The 16,836-nt window shown below is 59.5% G+C and carries 10 protein-coding genes; 3 read left to right on the top strand and 7 right to left on the bottom strand.

Annotated features, from left to right (window positions below):
- Nucleotides 1–101: 101 nt before the first annotated feature.
- Nucleotides 102–2,243, bottom strand: coding sequence for a family 16 glycoside hydrolase (locus NZK35_RS15165; protein ID WP_259633382.1), 2,142 nt, complete (start codon nt 2,241–2,243; stop codon nt 102–104).
- A 191-nt stretch (nt 2,244–2,434) separates the two neighbouring features.
- On the opposite strand from NZK35_RS15165, the gene NZK35_RS15160 reads away from it, so the two are divergent.
- Nucleotides 2,435–4,435, top strand: coding sequence for an alpha/beta hydrolase fold domain-containing protein (locus tag NZK35_RS15160; protein WP_259633381.1), 2,001 nt, complete (start codon nt 2,435–2,437; stop codon nt 4,433–4,435).
- A gap of 168 nt (nt 4,436–4,603) precedes the next feature.
- Here the strand turns inward: NZK35_RS15160 and NZK35_RS15155 are convergent, their stop codons facing one another.
- The 4 genes from NZK35_RS15155 to NZK35_RS15140 form a co-directional block, all read right to left on the bottom strand.
- The gene (locus tag NZK35_RS15155; RefSeq protein ID WP_259633380.1) at nt 4,604–4,738 is read right to left on the bottom strand and encodes a hypothetical protein; all 135 of its coding nucleotides are present in this window, start codon (nt 4,736–4,738) and stop codon (nt 4,604–4,606) included.
- Complete coding sequence (locus NZK35_RS15150; protein ID WP_259633379.1) at nt 4,735–5,403, bottom strand: sulfatase-like hydrolase/transferase; 669 nt, start codon at nt 5,401–5,403, stop codon at nt 4,735–4,737. Before NZK35_RS15150 ends, NZK35_RS15155 begins: the two co-directional genes overlap by 4 nt.
- A gap of 111 nt (nt 5,404–5,514) precedes the next feature.
- Nucleotides 5,515–7,071, bottom strand: coding sequence for a DUF1559 domain-containing protein (locus NZK35_RS15145; RefSeq protein ID WP_259633378.1), 1,557 nt, complete (start codon nt 7,069–7,071; stop codon nt 5,515–5,517).
- Nucleotides 7,072–7,340: 269 nt separating this feature from the next.
- Entirely contained in the window at nt 7,341–8,414 is a 1,074-nt protein-coding gene (locus tag NZK35_RS15140; RefSeq protein WP_259633377.1) for a nucleoside hydrolase, read from the bottom strand.
- A gap of 292 nt (nt 8,415–8,706) precedes the next feature.
- Here NZK35_RS15140 and NZK35_RS15135 point away from each other — a divergent pair, with 292 nt between their 5' ends.
- A complete protein-coding gene (locus NZK35_RS15135) occupies nt 8,707–9,648 on the top strand; it encodes a putative 2-dehydropantoate 2-reductase (RefSeq protein ID WP_259633376.1) in 942 nt (313 codons plus the stop codon).
- Nucleotides 9,649–9,784: 136 nt separating this feature from the next.
- A complete protein-coding gene (locus NZK35_RS15130) occupies nt 9,785–10,231 on the top strand; it encodes a hypothetical protein (protein ID WP_259633375.1) in 447 nt (148 codons plus the stop codon).
- A gap of 199 nt (nt 10,232–10,430) precedes the next feature.
- Here NZK35_RS15130 and NZK35_RS15125 read toward each other — a convergent pair whose 3' ends face one another.
- Both NZK35_RS15125 and NZK35_RS15120 read right to left on the bottom strand, forming a co-directional pair.
- Nucleotides 10,431–14,666 carry an SdrD B-like domain-containing protein gene (locus tag NZK35_RS15125; RefSeq protein ID WP_259633374.1) on the bottom strand — a complete coding sequence of 1,412 codons (4,236 nt, stop codon included), beginning with the start codon at nt 14,664–14,666 and terminating at the stop codon, nt 10,431–10,433.
- Nucleotides 14,667–14,838: 172 nt separating this feature from the next.
- Nucleotides 14,839–16,536: a BBP7 family outer membrane beta-barrel protein gene (locus NZK35_RS15120; RefSeq protein WP_259633373.1), complete on the bottom strand. Its 1,698-nt coding sequence runs from the start codon at nt 16,534–16,536 to the stop codon at nt 14,839–14,841.
- Nucleotides 16,537–16,836 lie beyond the last annotated feature (300 nt).

The following is a 16,836-nucleotide window of genomic DNA, read 5'->3' as shown; positions in this document are numbered from 1 at the left end:
ACTTAGCGGTATTGGGCTTCAGCCGCCCACTGTCGCTGCTTCGCAGCGACCGGGAATCGGCTAACGGCGAAACACCAACGGATCGGCATGCACAGCATGCCCTACTTGACGGGAAACACGAACTCGCTGACGGCTTCTCCGTCGACCTTGTGATGGCGGAACGTCAATCGCGGCTCTTTTTCTTGGCCGGTGTATTGCAATTCACCGGACAGAAATCCGCCGGCGACGCGTAGGAACCGGTGTTGCGGCCGTTCGTCGCCCGGTTTCCAACCCAATTCATGTTCCTCGCTCCCCGGTCCACAGCCGAACTCCCAGAGGTCGGCTTCGGAATCGAACGAAGCGTATTGCCAATGTCGATCGCCGCACAACACGATCACATTGTCGATCGTCGCCAGTTTGGCCCGAATCTCGTCGCCTTCATGGGCAAAGATCTCGTTGGCGTGATTGTCTTTCTTGTTCGCCCGATCAGGTCCGACGACCGGCGTCGGGCTGCAAATCACTTTGAATTTCGCCGTCGATTCATCCAGCGTCTTGAACAACCAGGCCTTCTGTTCGTTGCCCAAGATCGTCTTCTCCGGTCCATCCGGCATCGAGTTGGGGCTGCGGTAGTCGCGTCCCTCCAAGAACCAGACTTCCAGATCACGCCCCCAGCGAACGCTGGTGTAGCGTGGATTCAACGTAGGGAATTGTTCTTCGTTGAACAGCTGGACGCCTTGCTCAAAACTGACCGAACCATAGGTTTGCCCGGCCCAACAATCATTCTTCAACGTGTCGTGGTCGTCCTTCAAAAAGTAGCTGGTGGTGTGGCTGTAAAAGTCACGGTTGCTGGGCAAAGCAAAGATCCGCCCCCACTTGAAACGCATCAATTCGATCGTCATCGCCCAGGGATCGGGTTTGTCGTAGTATTCGATGTCACCGGCGTGGACGACGAAATCCGGCTGCATCTTGGTCATCGTCGGATAGATCTTGTGCCCCTTCATCCCGTCGTCGCGGCGGATGAAGTCGTGACAGGTCGTGATGCAAAACTTCACGTCCCTTCGCGCGTTTACTTTCGGTGCGGTTCGGAAGGCGCCCCGGACGACCGCCGCTGGTTCGTCGCGATCGAGTGACTGTGCTTCGATGATTGCGGCGTATTGCGTGTCAGGCTTGAGCCCTTCGAGTTTCCATTGGGCGGTGAAGTCGCTTTCCGGCTTCGTTGTGATCCACTCGGTGGTTTTCAGCGCATCGCGTTGCTTGCCCGGAAAGTAGATCAGCCGGACGCGACCGGACGCCCCGGGACATGCTCCCAGCATTTCGGACAATTCGGCGCCCTCGGGCAGTTGGACGCGGAGTAACTTGTCGGCATCGTTTTCGTCGGCAAGTTTCCTGGCGTTGTTCCTGGAGACCGAAACGAACGCTTTGCCGTCGGCGACGAACTCCGGCCGCGCGGTGGTGCGAGTCCAAATCACGATCGAATCTTGATCCGCCCAACTGTTGCGCATCGCATTGCCGAGAAACGGTCCCGTTGAGATCGGCGTTTCCAGATCCGCAGGAGTGGCGTCGATGGCGGTGAACTGAAACTTTCGATAGACCGCTTTTCCGCCGTGGTCGGTCAGCATGATTCGATCGCCGGGCTTGGGGCTGCCGAAATCCTGCGAACCATAAAACTTGCTCAGCGCGATCGTCTTGTCCCAACTCGGGCCGGTCGTCCTCGCAGCCGCAACGAGTTGGCCATTCAAATAATGTTCCAATCGATGGCCGCTGGCGACGACACGTGATTGGTTCCACTGGCCGGCCGGGTGGAGCACCTTCTCGTTCTCGGGCGCAACCAGATCATAAATCGAAGCCGTGCTGCCCTTGGCAAGACTGGTCGGTTTGTCGTCAATGATCTGATACTCAATTCCCAAATAATTGTTGCTGAACAGCTTCTTGCCGAATCGACGAACCCGGTACTTCAATCCCGTGTTCGTCTTTTCATCGATCTTCCATTCCCACGACAATTCAAAATTCGGCGGCAGCGGTCCGCTGACGAGACTGCCGTTGCCGCCACGTGGTTGGACCAGACGAACCTCCCCTTCGGCGAATTCCCAGCTGTCGGTCACCGGCTTTCCGTCAAGCGTTTCCCAAAACTCCGCGGTGGCAAAATCGCGCGTGTCGCCGGATGTCTGATCGCCAAGTCGCGCATCTTCGGCGAGGGTCGCATGGAGACCAACCGACGACGCCAAAAGGAGGACCAAAAACGGAAAACGCGTGAATCGGATCATGAGTGGATGCGTTCGTTGGGCAGGGGAATGGAAACGCGACTTGTCAGGAGGGCTGGTGTGCTGAGCAGGACGCTCGAACACGCGACCGCGCTCGAAGACACGAAGCTGCGGGTGGGGCTATACTCTAATCCATTCCTGCCTCCGGCGTGTCCCACGCCCCTTCCGATTTCTCTCCCGTTTTGGTGACCCACATGTCCCACAGATTTCCCGTTCTCCTGACACTGATCGCACTGATGGCGATCCCCAACGTCGGCCTGCGTGCCCAGGATGAAGAAACCGAAGCGAAGATGATAAGCGTCGGAGCGGCGGTCAGGGTTTACAAGACGACCGAGGACGCCGAGGGAGCCCCGGTGTCGTTGAACGTGTACGTGTTTTACCCCGCCGATCACAAACCGACCGACCGGCGTTCGGCCATCGTCTTCTTCTTCGGCGGCGGATGGAAAAACGGCACACCCAAACAGTTCCTCGAGCACTGCAAATACCTCGCCTCACGCGGCATGGTCGCGATGACCGCCGACTATCGCGTGCTGAATCGGCAAGGAACCAAGGCGTTGCAATGCGTCGCAGACGGCAAGTCGGCGGTCCGTTGGATCCGCCAGCAGGCCGATCGTTTGGGCGTCGACCCCGATCGTATCGTCGCCGGCGGAGGCTCAGCGGGTGGCCACGTCGCCGCATGCACCGGCGTGATCAAGGGGTTTGACGAATCGGGTGAAAACACATCGGTCAGCAGTCGCCCCAATGCGATGGCCCTGTTCAATCCGGCGGTCGTGTTGGCGAAAGTCGATGATCGGCCGCCGCTGGATCCGGAAAAACTGACAGGACTCGCCGCACGAATGGGAACCGATCCCCGAGACCTCTCGCCGGTTCACCACGTCGATTCGAACGCCCCGCCGACCATTTTGTTTCATGGGAAAGCGGACGAGACGGTGCCCTACTGGACGGCCGAATCCTTTTGTCAGGCGATGAAGAAATCCGGCAATGCATGTGAACTGATCGGATTTGAAGGCCAGGGGCACGGCTTTTTCAACCACGGACGAGGCGACAATTCGAGCTACCGGTCGACGATTCGCGCGCTGGATCGATTCCTGGTGTCACACGGTTTCTTGGAACCACAACGTTCTTCCGAATCATCACAGTTGACCACGATCGATTTGAAGGATGACACCGACCGTCAGGTGATTGTCGATCGAGAGCCCGGCCAATACCTCGGACACCCGACCACGTGTTTGCTGGAAGACGGCAAGACGATGCTGTGCGTTTACCCCAAAGGTCACGGTCGCGGGGGAATCGTTTACAAACGCAGCAACGACGGCGGACGGACCTGGAGCGACCGCCTGCCGACGCCAGAGAACTGGTCGACGTCCAAGGAAGTCCCCACGCTGCACCGTGTGATCGGCCCCGACGGCACCAAACGCATCATCATGTGGTCCGGGCTGTACCCCGCACGATTGGCGGTCTCGGAGAATGACGGGCTGGATTGGAGTCCGCTGAAACCCGTCGGTGATTGGGGCGGGATCGTCGTGATGGGATTTGTCGAGTCGCTCAAGACCGGTCCAGGCCATTATCTGGCGATGTTCCATGACGACGGACGGTTCTTTACCGCAGATGGAAAACGCTCCCAAACTTTCACGCTCTACAAAACGCTCTCAACCGATGGCGGCCTGACTTGGTCAGCCCCCGAAACCGTTTACCGATCCTCCGACGTTCATCTTTGCGAACCCGGTTGCATCCGGTCTCCCGATGGCACGCGGCTGGCGGTGTTGCTGCGAGAAAATGCCCGCCGAAAGAACTCGCACATCATCTTCTCCGATGACGAAGGCAAAACATGGTCGTCGCCTCAGGAATTGCCGCTCGCCCTGACCGGGGATCGCCACACCGGAAAGTACACCGCCGACGGCAGACTGTTCATCAGTTATCGTTGCCAATCGCCGGTTCAATCCCGCAAAGAACGTCCCTTCGAAGGCGATTGGGTGGGCTGGGTCGGAACCTGGGACGATCTCGCGGGCGGCCGTGACGGCCAATACTTCGTGCGACTGGGCGACAACACCAAAGGCGCCGACACCGCCTATCCCGGAGTCGAGGTGTTGCCCGATGACACCATCGTCACGACCACCTACGGACACTGGATCAAGGGCGAACAGCCCTACATCATGAGCGTCCGGCTGAAGCTGAGCGAATTGGACGGAAGGTAGGGCATGCTGTGCATGCCAGGCATCACGCACAGCGTGACCAACTGGTCCGTCGAGACGATCGGCATGCACAGCATGCCCTACGTCTTCGCACCATCATTCTGCCCCGGATCATTCTGCCATTCTCCTCGTAACGTCAATCAACGACGTTGTCGGTTCCGTTGAGTTCATTCAGTGCTCGATTCGTGACGCGAACGCGATGTCGGCGAGTTGCGCGTTGTACTGTTTCGCGTCGGCCTGGCGGAGGATTGCGTATTCACTTCCCAGCTGGTTTGCCCGCTCGGCGATGATCGCTTCGGGGATCAACCCCGAGTCACCCGTTTCGCCGTGATCAGTTCGTAGTTGCGTTTCCAATCTTCGCGCGTGACCGGTGTATCGCAGTAGTAAGGCGGCAACTGCAACGCCGCTGGATCTTGACGCTGGTCGTCGGTCAAGACCTCGGTCACCGCCTGATACTTGCTTTCATTCGCGATGCCGGACTCGTGGCAACCGGTGAAATTAAAAACGGCGAAGAACGGCGTTTCGTCATCGTCCCGGTCACGCCAATCTGCCTTGCCCGAAGAGACGTCCCAGGTGTCGCGGGGCGTCTTGAATTGGTAGTCCTGTTTGGAATTGTTGATACAGAAGTAGCCGGCGTCGCGAAGGGATGTTGGGAACGGACGGATCGAATCCGGCAGTGTCGCCGTGCACCGCATGTGGTGTGTCCCGAGCGTTGTTTGATACATGCCCGTGATGATCCCACTGCGGCACGGCGCGCACACACCGGCGGTCGTGAACGCGTGCGTGTATCGAACGCCCTCGCTGGCTAGTTGATCGATGTTCGGCGTGATCGCATGCGGGTCGCCGTAGCACCCCAGGTGTGGACTGATGTCTTCGCAGGAAAGCCACAAGAGATTCGGACGCGAATCGGAGGCGAGTGAGACGGAAACACAACAAGCGACGAAGCAGGCTTGGAAAAATAATCTGGACATGTCGGGGCGAGGCGGGAAACCGGGAGGGAAAACGCCGCGCCTACGTTTGTGCGCGAAGCGCCCATGATAGCCCCCGCAGCGAACGCCATCGCGGGAACGCGCGACAACACGCTAAAACTCGATCGGTTCGGCTCCGTCTCGCGTCAGCAGTTTCTTGAACGTTTCGGGGTCGATCGAATCGGCGATGAACCTGACTGCGCCGTCGCCCATCAGCACGTGAAAACCTCCCGGACGGTTGCCACCCGTTTTGGCCAGCGGGTCGGCAAGGTCAAATTCCATGTCGACCGGTTTGGTCCACGGCACCGCCGCCTCCGGACTGCTTTCGATCGCCATGATCGTATTGGAGAGGCCATCGCGCACGTCACGGAACGCGGTGGGACCGGCATCATGGAACAACAACCCATCACCGTGGGGCACCTGAAACACCGTATGTCCCGGCGGCACAAACGCACTGGGATCGGCGTAGACGCTCGGCATCTGATCGATCAGGGGCCGGTTGTGGGGACTATCCCAGGGCTCATCGAGATGGAATTGCTCGTAGAGTTGCTGCTGGTCAATGAAAGGCAAAATGGCGACGCGCCAACTGAGCAGGGGCTTGCCGTTTTCGTCTCGGATCGCTCGATCGGGAAGCTTTCGGAACGCGGAGTGATAGTTGTGCATCGCCAAACCGATCTGCTTCAACTCGTTGCTCGCTTGCATCCGACGCGCTGCTTCGCGAGAGGCTTGGACGGCGGGCAACAGCAACCCGACCAGCACGCCGGTGGTGCCCACGTTGCCGGAAAGTCTCACGGTGACGATCTTTCCCTTGCGTTCGGGGCGAAGCATCGCGGAGATTTCGGTGCCCAGACGTTCGATGTACTTTGCCATCGCCTGGTTGACCGCATCTTCGCCTTGGACGTTGTTCATCATTTCGGAAGTCGCCATCATGCGTCCGAAATCGATCGCTTGATTCAGCGTTTCCTCCATTTTGGACGCGGAATCATCATCGCGCCCGATCGCCGAGATCATCAACGATCCCGACATCGGTGCGTAGTCCAAGTTGACGTACAACGCATCGGTCAGCTCTCCGACCTCCGTCAGGCCCCGGAGAGGCGGTGGCAATTGCCCGGCGTTTTGTCGCAGCATGCCGGTCACCAGGGGGCGGATCTGCTGCATGCCGGCGACCAGCGTCACGCCATCTCGACGCGAGATTCGTGAAACGAGGCTTGGCACTTGGCCGGTTCCACCTTCACCGGCAGCCAGCATTTTCGTCAGGTAGCCGCCGCTGCCGACCAGGATCGTGCGTGGTCCGGCTTGATGAAGCCGAACGATCGGTGGACGGCGACTTTCGTAAACCTCGATTCCGTCGACTTCTTTCGCTTCAAATTCGTTCAGAATCATTGGGTTCAGCTGGCCGATGCCCGTGTCCACGTCGAACTCAAACACCGCACCGGCCTGCGGGCCCATCGGGCCGGGCATGCCGACGACGACTTTGACGACGTTGAGATTCAGCGGATCGACGCCGACATATTGCATGCCCGCGGCTTGTGCGACTTCGATCGGGGCCAATTTCCACTCCGGCGAGGTCAGCATTTGACGAGGAGAGAGAAATCCGGCGGCGACCGCGTCATCCGGGATGTACTGATTGGAAAGCTTTTCGGCGGATTGCGCCGGTAAAGCTGACGGCATCAACGAAACCGTCCAACACAGCCAACAGGCTGTGATCGAGCACAAAGTCTTGCGGGATCTCATGGTTGTCTCCGGACCGGGGGAATTGAGCGAACGCAATTCTAACGAATTTCGTGCAAGCCATTCGGCGGAGGAACGATTAATCCGCACGCGTGCTGCTTCCATTCTTAAACTTAGGGTGCCGCGGAAAAGGGGTCAGGTACCCAAAATGCGCAGCACCCTGCGGGCCATTTGGTTTTTGGTACCTGACCCCTTTTCCACTCGTTCAATCACTTCGACGGCGGTTGGCTGGTCAGAGCGACGAGCGCTTCGGTCGCCCTGGCTTTTTGCTCCTCACGCAGAATCAAATAACGGTCCCGTCCGTCTTCGGCCGGCTCAAACGTCGTCAGGCCGTCTTTGTCGACCGTCACCTGGCCGGGCGGCGAAAGGTCAAAGTAGCCTCGATCCGGTCGCACCGCATGAAGCACCGACGTCAGGTCCCAAGTCGGACGATCGTGCGGCGGGGGATTGTAGAGCACATAGGCTTCGGCGACCGGATGATGGTCGACGTAGGCAAAGTCCTTTTCAATGCTCTCGTGCGGGTAGCGAAGATTCAAACCGATCTCAAATCCACTCCAGACGATCGGGACGGGCCAATGTTCGGCCAAGTACTTGGCACTTTCCAAGTCCTTGACGACGTTGTATTCAAGGTGATCGTACAGTTCGCCCTTGTTGTTCGGGATCTTGGTGAACGCACCTGCCATCGCCGACAACAGACGCACCTTCTGCTTGACCAAGTCCACGCCGGACAGCCTGCTGTGCTGGTCCGGTCCGCTGCGCAGCAGGTTCGCCAGATTGGTGGAGAAACCGACTTGGGCGATCACGATACTGTGATCCTCGGCCGCCGCCAGCGTTCGCCGCAGCAGGTCGACCGCGTCGGGGGCGTCTTCGCCCGAGCGGAGGTCGTGCTCGTAGCGCAATCGACCGTCATCGTTCTGTTCGGCCAAAACGTTGAATTTGCCCTTTTCAGGCGTCACCCCACTGTCGCAGACTCCGATGGGAATCTCGCCGCGCCCGTAGAACGTGTTGAGCGCGTCGGTGAAGGCGGCCGCCAGCGGGTTGTCTTTGGTGATCGTGACGGCCAGCAATTCGCACTCGCCACGCGACTGCAACGAGTGGATCACCCCCACGGCCATCACGTCGTCACAATCATTCCCAATGTCGGTGTCAAAGATCAATTGGACGGGTCGCTCGACCTGTTGGGCTGAGACGCTCGACACGGCGACGCTAGACACGGCAAACAGCGAAAGTGAACCGAGTAGGAAGGGAGCCAGGCACGACAAAAGCGGTGGAGTCAATCTCATGGGTGTCATCGTATGGTGGGGAAAAACACAGCAGCACAAACGTTTGTGCCAGATTGTATCCTCGGGCGACTCCGTTTTGCCAGTACGCCTTGGCGGAAGTCGACGACCACTAACGTAGGGCAAGCTGAGCGGCCCCGACGCTGGCGCGAACCGGCNNGGCGCGAGCCTACGGGCCCAGCACGAGAAAGCGAAGCTTGACCCAGTGGTCTTGGGCTCAAATCGACAAACCGCCCCTAGTTTCGTAAGTTGAGCCCACCGCGTCATTCGCGATCCCACTACCAAATCAATCACGATGATCAAACAAAGCTATGCGATTCTCGGGTCGGGCGCCGTCGGAGGACTGTACGGGGCGATGCTCGCCCGGGCCGGGCACGACGTTCATTTTCTGTTGCACTCCGATTACGAACACGTCCGCGAGCACGGATGGAAGATCGAAAGCCACTGGGGCGATTTCGACCTGCCCCAGGTCAACGCGCACGCGTCGATCGAGACCATCCCGGCCTGCGACGTCACGTTGATCGGTTTAAAAACGGTCAACAATCATCTGCTGCCATCGCTGCTGGCCCAGCCGACTTCGCAAGGCGGCGTGGCGCTGGTGTTGCAGAACGGACTCGGCGTCGAACAATCCGTCGCGGAACGACTCGGCGCCCCACGCGTTTTCGGCGGTTGCTGTTTTCTATGCAGCAACAAAGTCGGGCCGGGTCACATCCGCCACATCGACTACGGACGCATCGTCTTCGGCCCCTATCAAAACTCCCCGGAGACGTTGTCCAAGGCCGAACAGATTTGTGCCGAGATGAGCGCGGCGGGAATCGAAGTCCAAACGTCGGATGACTTGAACATGGTGCGTTGGCGAAAGTTGATGTGGAACATCCCGTTCAACGGGCTTTCAGTTGCGCTGGATGCATCGACGGACAAATTGATCGGCAACGAATCATCGGTCGACCTGATTCGGGACATCATCACCGAGGTCCATCGCGCGGCCGGCGCCTGCGGTGCGTCGATCGATTCGACGTGGGTCGAAAAGACGATCGACCACACGCGAACGATGAAGCCCTATGATAGCAGCATGCGGCTGGACTACTTGGCCGGGCGGCCGATGGAATTGCAGCAGATTCTCAAGACGCCGATCGACACTGCAAAGGCCGCCGGGGTCCCGATGCCCAAAGTGGAGATGCTGTACCAGATGCTGTGCTTCATGGCGACATCTCGCCAGCCCCAGGTCGAATCTTGAGCAACCAGAACAACGCGGGATGCCCCACGGCGATTGGAACGATACGTTAGAATCGCAGACTCAGTCATGCACCAACGCAGAGGGAGCAGCGTGTGCCGTCGGTCGCCTTGCTGGACATCAAACGGAGTCAACCCGAATGCAGTTCCGCCTTTCGAGCATTTTGTTGATGGCCCTCTGCATTGCGGCGATGTGCGGTTGGCGGGTGGACCGACGACGCTTGCAGTCCGAGGTCATCGGTGCCAATGAAGATGCCTGCCGATTGGCGGTTGAATTGTACCGTCTGCATTTGAAGCAGAGTTTTCAGCAGCCCTACGGATCGACTGTCCCATCCTGCACCCGAGCGATTCAGTTGAAAACCGGCGATGTGCTCGATCTCGCCGAATCCACGGACCGGAACGAACTGCTTGAACGGTTGACCGAGGGCGAAACCGACTTCCGCGTGAAGGATTCCATGGGCAAGGTTTTAGAGATCGGAGACCTGCTCCACCTGTTCCCGTTGTGCTCGGGCCAACCTCGCGGGGCGTTGGCTGGAAACGAGCTCCGAGGCTCGCCGGACGATTTCGCGGCAGGGATGGCAGAATGATGTGGGGTGGAATGGAGCCGGGTCGACACAATTAAAAAAACGCACGGCCTTCCCCCCGAAAGGCCGTGCGTTGGCAGCTTCCTCGCCAATGCGTGAGCGTGTCGCGTCGACGCGGTTGATCGGATCGTCTTACAGCATTTCGCTACATCACCGGCTCCGGCGAAGTGCGAGACGAAGAATCATTCCGCGGGGACAGTCATCACGAGGACGCGAGGAAGCGTCGTTTCGATAGCACTTGTGCTCGTTCTCCAAAGTTAAAACCGGTTGCGTCTTCGTCGATTCCGAGGTCCAGATCGGTGAAGACGTCGTCGACGACGGTGGCGGTCGCTCCGCTGCCGACGGTGTTCTGACCTGTGAGGAAATCTTCCGGCTGAACCTCTTCGACCTGGTAGGTTCCCGCTCCCAATTGTGTGAATTGGTAATCGCCGTTTGCGTCGGTCAACACGGTGCGTTCGGCAATCGCATCACCGGAGCTGTCGGTTCCGGTCAGTCGAATCAGAACACCCTCGATGCCCACTTCATCGGAATCAAAAACACCGTCGTTGTCCCGATCAAAGTAGACCGAACCGCGGATCGACCGAATCATCGGATCGACGGCCGTGGTCGCTGAGTCGGTGTTATTGGTATCGTCCGATTCATTCGTCGTTGTTGATACAACCACGACGTTTTGCAGGTTTCCAGTTGCCGTGCTATCAACCGTTGCATTGATGGTGAAACTGAACGACGCGCCGGGCGCGAGATCACCGGCGTCGACGGTCACCACGCCGCCTGTGGCCGACAAGGCATTGTTGTCTTGGTCGGTACCGCTGACGAAGGTGACGCCGGCCGGAAGCGTATCGGTCGCAACCGAGCCGAACGCCGTGGACACACCGTTGTTGGTCACCGTGACGGTGTAAACCAGCGAATCTCCGGTTTGGACGATGTCGTCATCGACCGTTTTCTCGACCGTCAAATCGGCTTGCGGTGTCGCGGTGATCGCGGCAGTTGCCGAGTTGTTGGTCGTGTCCGTCTCGCCCGTGTCGGCGGTGACGCTGGCGGTGTTGGTGACCGTCCCGCTGGCATCGACACCGACGGTGAAGACCAACGTCGCGGTCAAGGTCTCGTTTTCGTCCAGCGAGACAGCGGGAAAGGTCACCGTGCTGCCCGACAGCGTTGCCGCTTGCCCGTTGATGGATCCGCTGACAAACGTCAATCCGGTCGGCACGTCATCGGTCAAAACCACGTTGGTGGCGGTGCTCGGTCCGGAGTTGGTCACGTCGATCGTGTACGTCACGTTGCTGCCCGGATCCGGCGTCGTGTCTGCGGCGGACTTGGTCAGCGTCACATCGAACTGTGGTGTCACATCGGTCGTCGCCGTGTCACTGTTGTTGGTGGTGTCCGACTCCGCACCGGCCACGGTGATGCTGCCGGTGTTGACGATCGATCCCGTCGCATCTTCGTTGACCGACACGGTGACGGTGAACGTTCGGGTCTCGCCGATTGGAATCGGATCGTGAACGACGGTCACGGTTTGTTGAGCGGTGTCGAACCCGGACGACGTGGCATCGGGTGCGTCAATGGTCAACCCGGTCACACCGGCCGGCAGCGTGTCGGTGAAGGTGACTTCGCCGGAATCGCTGACGCTGTCGGTATCGTGGGAGATCGTGAACGTGTAGGTCAACGTATCCTGTCCTGGGACCGCGGTCGCCGCATCGACGTCTTTGGTGATCACCAAATCGGTGTCCACGGTGATCGCCACGTCGACGTCGTCACTGTCGTTGGTTGCGTCGGTGTCGATATCGCTAGTCGTGATGTCGGCTTGATTGGTCAATGTGCCCGTGGCCGAACTGGCGATGTCGACGACGAAGGTAAACGTTTCGGTTTGCCCGCTGGTCAACGTGCCGACATCAAACGTCAGGATCTGGCCATTCTCGGTGACCGTGACCCCCGATGTTCCGGCATCGAAGCTATCGAAGGTCAAACGTGAATCCAACGTATCGACGACCTCGACGCCTCGGGCAACGCCTGGACCGTTGTTGGTGACTTCGACGGTGTAGCTCAAGGACTCACCGGCAACGGCGGTCCCGGCCGTGGTCTTGGTGACGGCGACATCCACGTTGCGAACCACAGGAGTGGATTCGGTCGCCGTGTTGTTGGACAGATCGGAATCGGTGTCGGGCGATCCGGCGACGGTGGCCGTGTTGTCGAGGGTATCACCGGCGTCGGCTGCGACGAGCACGACGACGTCGATGACCGCGGTCGCGGACGCGGCCAAATCATCGATGCTGATCGACAGGCTGCCGCTACCGGCCGGGTTTTCGGTCACCGTTCCGCTTCCGGTGGTGAACGTGGCACTGACGAACGACAGGTCGCTGGGCAGATTGTCCGTTGCGGTGATTCCCGTCGCGGTGTCCGGACCGTTGTTGGTCACCGTGATGGTGTACGTGAATTCTTCTCCGGCGACGACCGATCCGGTCGTGTTGTCAGACTTGGTGATGGCCAGGTCGGTGGTGACCAATGCGGCCACGGCGTCATCGGAGTTGTTCGTGTCGTCGGTTTCAACCTGGTCGCCGCTGATCGTCGCGGTGTTGGTCAAATCTGCGGTTTGTTCGGTGTCGATGTCGACGGCGATCCGAATGGTATCGCTTGCACCGGCGGTCAGCGTGCCGATCGCGACGCTCAGATCCTGGCCGTTGATCGTCGGGGTGTAGCTACCAAAGTTCGAATTGGCCTGATTGATCGTCATCCCGGTGGGAATCAAGTCCTCGATCACCACGGTGGTCGCATCGAGCGGGCCGTTGTTTTGGAAGGCGATGTCGAAAAACGCTTCTCCACCGCTTTGCAAGGTCGAGGCGGCGGAGTCAAGCGTCTTGGTGATCGCCAGATCGATCGTCGGAACGACACCGAAATCCACAGACAGATTGGTGCTGGAATCGGTATCGCCGTCATCAGTGGGTTCGGCGCCGGCGACCAAGGTGATTTCGCCGGTGACGATTCCGACGCCCGCGACCAGGGTTCCGTTGTCGTCGCCACTGACGTCGTCATCCGGATCCGCTGCCGGATCGTTTCCGGTACTGGAAATGTGGCCGAACAAAGATTGCCCGGTTCCCAACTCGGACTCGGGAATGACCACGAGGTAGTTGCCGGCGGAGAGTTGGGCGAAGGAATAGTCGCCGTTGCCGTCAGTCGTTGTGGTTGCGACGGCGGTCTGCGTGCTCGGGTCGATGGCGCCACCGCCGCCGGGATCGGCGTACAGTTCGACGGTGACTCCGGACACACCCGTTTCGCCGCCATCAAGTTCGCCGTCGTTCGTGTCCGCTCCACCGCCGAAATCGGAGAAGACGGTACCGCCGAGGGTCAACAACTGCGTGTTCTGCAGATTGGTGGTGACCGGGGCTGGTCCTCGCGATTCGACGACGGAAAAGAAGATGTCGTTGTCGGCGTTGGTGACGACGGCTTGGGCGCGGATTGCGATGATGCTATTGAAGTCGGCCGGCGCGGTGAAACCGGGCTCGCTCGCGATGATTCCCCAACCGGCATCGTCGAACTGGACGAAGACGGACTGCAGCGTCGCGTTCTGCTGGATCGGAATGGTGATCTCCGACCCTTCGGTTGCCGACGTGATGACGGTCACGATCATCGATTCTGCTTGGTTGGCCCCACGACCGACGATTTCAATCCCGGTATTGGTCGGGACGGCTCCACCGGCGGTTCCGCCTGCCAACGATGAGATCGGCGAGAATCCGGGCGGCACGGTCAACCCGAAGCCTCCATCGTTCCCGTCATACTCGACCGTCACTTCGCTCGTCGCCCCGCCGCCGGTGCTCAGACTCATCAGTTGGTTGGCCGTGTCGACTTGGAACGTCGTGTTGCCGGCAGCACCGGTATGAGTCAGCCGGGCGTCTCGGAATCCGCCCAAGGCATTCCCCGCCGAGACGGTTTGATCGACCGTCTGGGTCGCGATGGCTGTCGCGATTTGCGCGCCGCTGGTGAAATCATCGATCGTCACGATGGTTTCGCCATCGGCGTCATCGGCGGTGATTTCGACCAGTTGAGCCGACGGCTCGTCGACGTCACCCGGCGCCGCACCTTGGACCACGAAGTAGGTGTCCACCGAAAGGTCGTCGAATCGATACTGCCCCGGCACAGGGTCTGCACTGGTGTCGGTCGTCACGGTGTCGACCAACACGTCCGTTCCCGCATCGAAGGTGTTGTTCGCGTTGGTGTCGCGATAAAGCTCCACCGTCACGCCTTCCAAACGCGGATCATCGCCGGTCAAACCGTCACCGGTCAGGTCCGTAAACGCGACACCGGAGATTGCACCAATATCAGCGGCCAGCAATTGGCGTTTGACCAATGACTCGTGCCGCAGCACGCGACGGTTGTTGCTTCTTGTTTCGGTATCTGAACGATGCTTGCGACGCACCAGTCGCTGAATCATTCGCTGCCAGACCATGGGGACGTTCCTGTAATCGGGTGATCCGAACGCCGATCGCCACGATACGAGAATCGTGGATGATCCATTGCCTGAATGCGATCGGCGTTCAATTGTTCGGGGGGAGACCAGTCTCAATCGCTGCTATCGGCCCGAGGCGGAGAAGAATTCACCCAGCTGCAGGTTTTAACGATTACCACCGGTACTCCAGGCCATAGGTCAAGCCGTGAGCCCAGTAGTCGGTCGTATCGAAGGCGAACAGGGGACGGGGATCGCTGGCACCGGTGATCGCCGGCGGCAACTGATTGGTGTCAATCATCGTCGGGATGTGTTGCCCCGGACGGACGACGTTGGACCAGTAGATTCCGGTGTATCCGAACGTCGCCTTGAAGTGATCGGTCAGCTGGTACCCCAGCGTCAGATTCAACTCCGGCAGCACGGAGAACTCATCTTGTTGGTGCGTGCCACTGTTGGACGCCAGTGCCAACAGACCCGCGTCGAACGTGTCCGTCGTCTGATTGGTCGTGTCGTTGCGATCGACGATCACCGTCTGGCCCGCGATGCGAACCGTTTGACGCGTGTTGCCGACCGCCAACCGGACGAGGCTTTCACATGTCCAATAACCGCGTGTGATCCGGTAGTTCCAAGCGAGGTCGATGCCGTTGAATTGGTTCTCGGTATCAAACTGATCCATGATATCGAAGTCACCAATGTTGAAGGTTCCGTTGTTGGTCAGGTCTTCGGTGATGCCCACCCCTTCATCGAGCTGCATGAATCGATATCCCACTCGAAATTCCGATCGCGAGCAGTAGTGTCCGGCACATCCGCAGAACAACCATTGGCGGCAACCTTCATCGCAGCACATCATTCGTCGCAGATAAAAGCTGCCACCGGCAAGTTCGCTGTAAGCGGTCACGCCGACCGTCCCGGTCAACTGGATGTCGGCACCGTTGTTCAACGCGACCAGCTCGGCGTCCTCTCGCCCGGTCAGCGTGTTGAAGAACGGTCGAGCCAAGACCGGGTCGCCCGTGCTGGTGGCCGAGAAAGATTCGGTTTCGCGATCGAGTTCCAAATAGTCCGCACCGACACCCCACGTGTGGCATCGATCCAACCAGAATCCGAACTTCAGTCTCCAACCGGTACGTGAATCTTCGAACAGGTCCCGACCGGGGCCGCCAAACAGCGTCGTCGTGGTGCCTCGTGTCAACACTCCGGCGTCAGCCTGATCGGTTCCCGAGGGTGATTGCGTGACCAGTGCGGGCAACTCCATCCCGTCGGACCAAATCCCGAGGCCTTCGAATGAAATCCAACCGTCTTGGGGAAGACTGAGCGTGATAGCCGGTCGCCAAGCACGTCCACTGGGAAGCTCGCCGCACATGCTGCATCCGCAATTCGGCCCACAGCTGCCCATCGAATCGCAACCAATCCCGTCACAGCCGACCGAACCGCAACCGCAGCTCGCTCCCATCGCGTCGCATGAGCCGTCGACAATCGCGGATTCGTAAATGATTTCGCCTTCCATCGGCGGAGGCGTTGGGATTTGATGTCCCGCTTGCCGGACGCCCGACGGATGCACCGTAGCGGCGTCCGACGAAGCCGGTTTGCCGGTCGAGGTTCGCTGGGTCGGTCGCACCGCCTGGGCGTGGCGACTGTTCTTGGGTTGCACCGCAGGCTGACTCGCCGGACGCCGGACTTGCTTTTTCACGCCCGCAGAAGATCGGGTGGGAGACCAGCTGGCACGGGCCGCCTGCACATGCTCGGACGCATCGACGTCATCGCGATGCTGGCCCGAGGAGGTCTGTGCGATGGCACTCGGTGCGCCGAGCGGGCTAAGCGAAAATGCTGCCAACAAGGCGACAGCGAGCGGGCGGGAGAATTGAAAGTTAGGCACGGTCGTCACCACTTGAGACTCTGGGGGGGTAAAACCCGGCTGCGGCCGAATCCGCGACGCTCGCGGAAGACTGACGTCATGGCAAAGGGAGGCCAAACGCAGCATGGGTTTTCGGAGTGCCGCCGCGTTTCACGCAGCGGGCACGACCTGTCAGTTGCGATATCGACGAGCCCCCGAAGTCTCCTACAGGCAAAATCCGAAAAATCGGAAAAATCATCAAACACGGCGCAACCGTCACAATTTGCCAAACACGGCTATCTGGCCGGGTCCCATCGGTCCCATCGGTCCCATCGGTCCCAT

It is taken from the genome of Stieleria sedimenti (assembly GCF_025060895.1).
GTDB lineage: Bacteria > Planctomycetota > Planctomycetia > Pirellulales > Pirellulaceae > Stieleria > Stieleria sedimenti.
Note: the sequence above shows the minus strand (reverse complement) of the source record. Positions and strands in the feature narration are given on the sequence as shown.

What these genes read in the sequence shown, in the direction of transcription:
- NZK35_RS15165 (WP_259633382.1), bottom strand. Translation starts at nt 2,243, where the DNA reads ATGATCCGATTCACGCGTTTTCCGTTTTTGGTCCTCCTTTTGGCGTCG.
- NZK35_RS15160 (WP_259633381.1), top strand. Translation starts at nt 2,435, where the DNA reads ATGTCCCACAGATTTCCCGTTCTCCTGACACTGATCGCACTGATGGCG.
- NZK35_RS15150 (WP_259633379.1), bottom strand. Translation starts at nt 5,403, where the DNA reads ATGTCCAGATTATTTTTCCAAGCCTGCTTCGTCGCTTGTTGTGTTTCC.
- NZK35_RS15145 (WP_259633378.1), bottom strand. Translation starts at nt 7,071, where the DNA reads ATGCCGTCAGCTTTACCGGCGCAATCCGCCGAAAAGCTTTCCAATCAG.
- NZK35_RS15140 (WP_259633377.1), bottom strand. Translation starts at nt 8,414, where the DNA reads ATGAGATTGACTCCACCGCTTTTGTCGTGCCTGGCTCCCTTCCTACTC.
- NZK35_RS15135 (WP_259633376.1), top strand. Translation starts at nt 8,707, where the DNA reads ATGATCAAACAAAGCTATGCGATTCTCGGGTCGGGCGCCGTCGGAGGA.
- NZK35_RS15130 (WP_259633375.1), top strand. Translation starts at nt 9,785, where the DNA reads ATGCAGTTCCGCCTTTCGAGCATTTTGTTGATGGCCCTCTGCATTGCG.
- NZK35_RS15125 (WP_259633374.1), bottom strand. Translation starts at nt 14,666, where the DNA reads ATGGTCTGGCAGCGAATGATTCAGCGACTGGTGCGTCGCAAGCATCGT.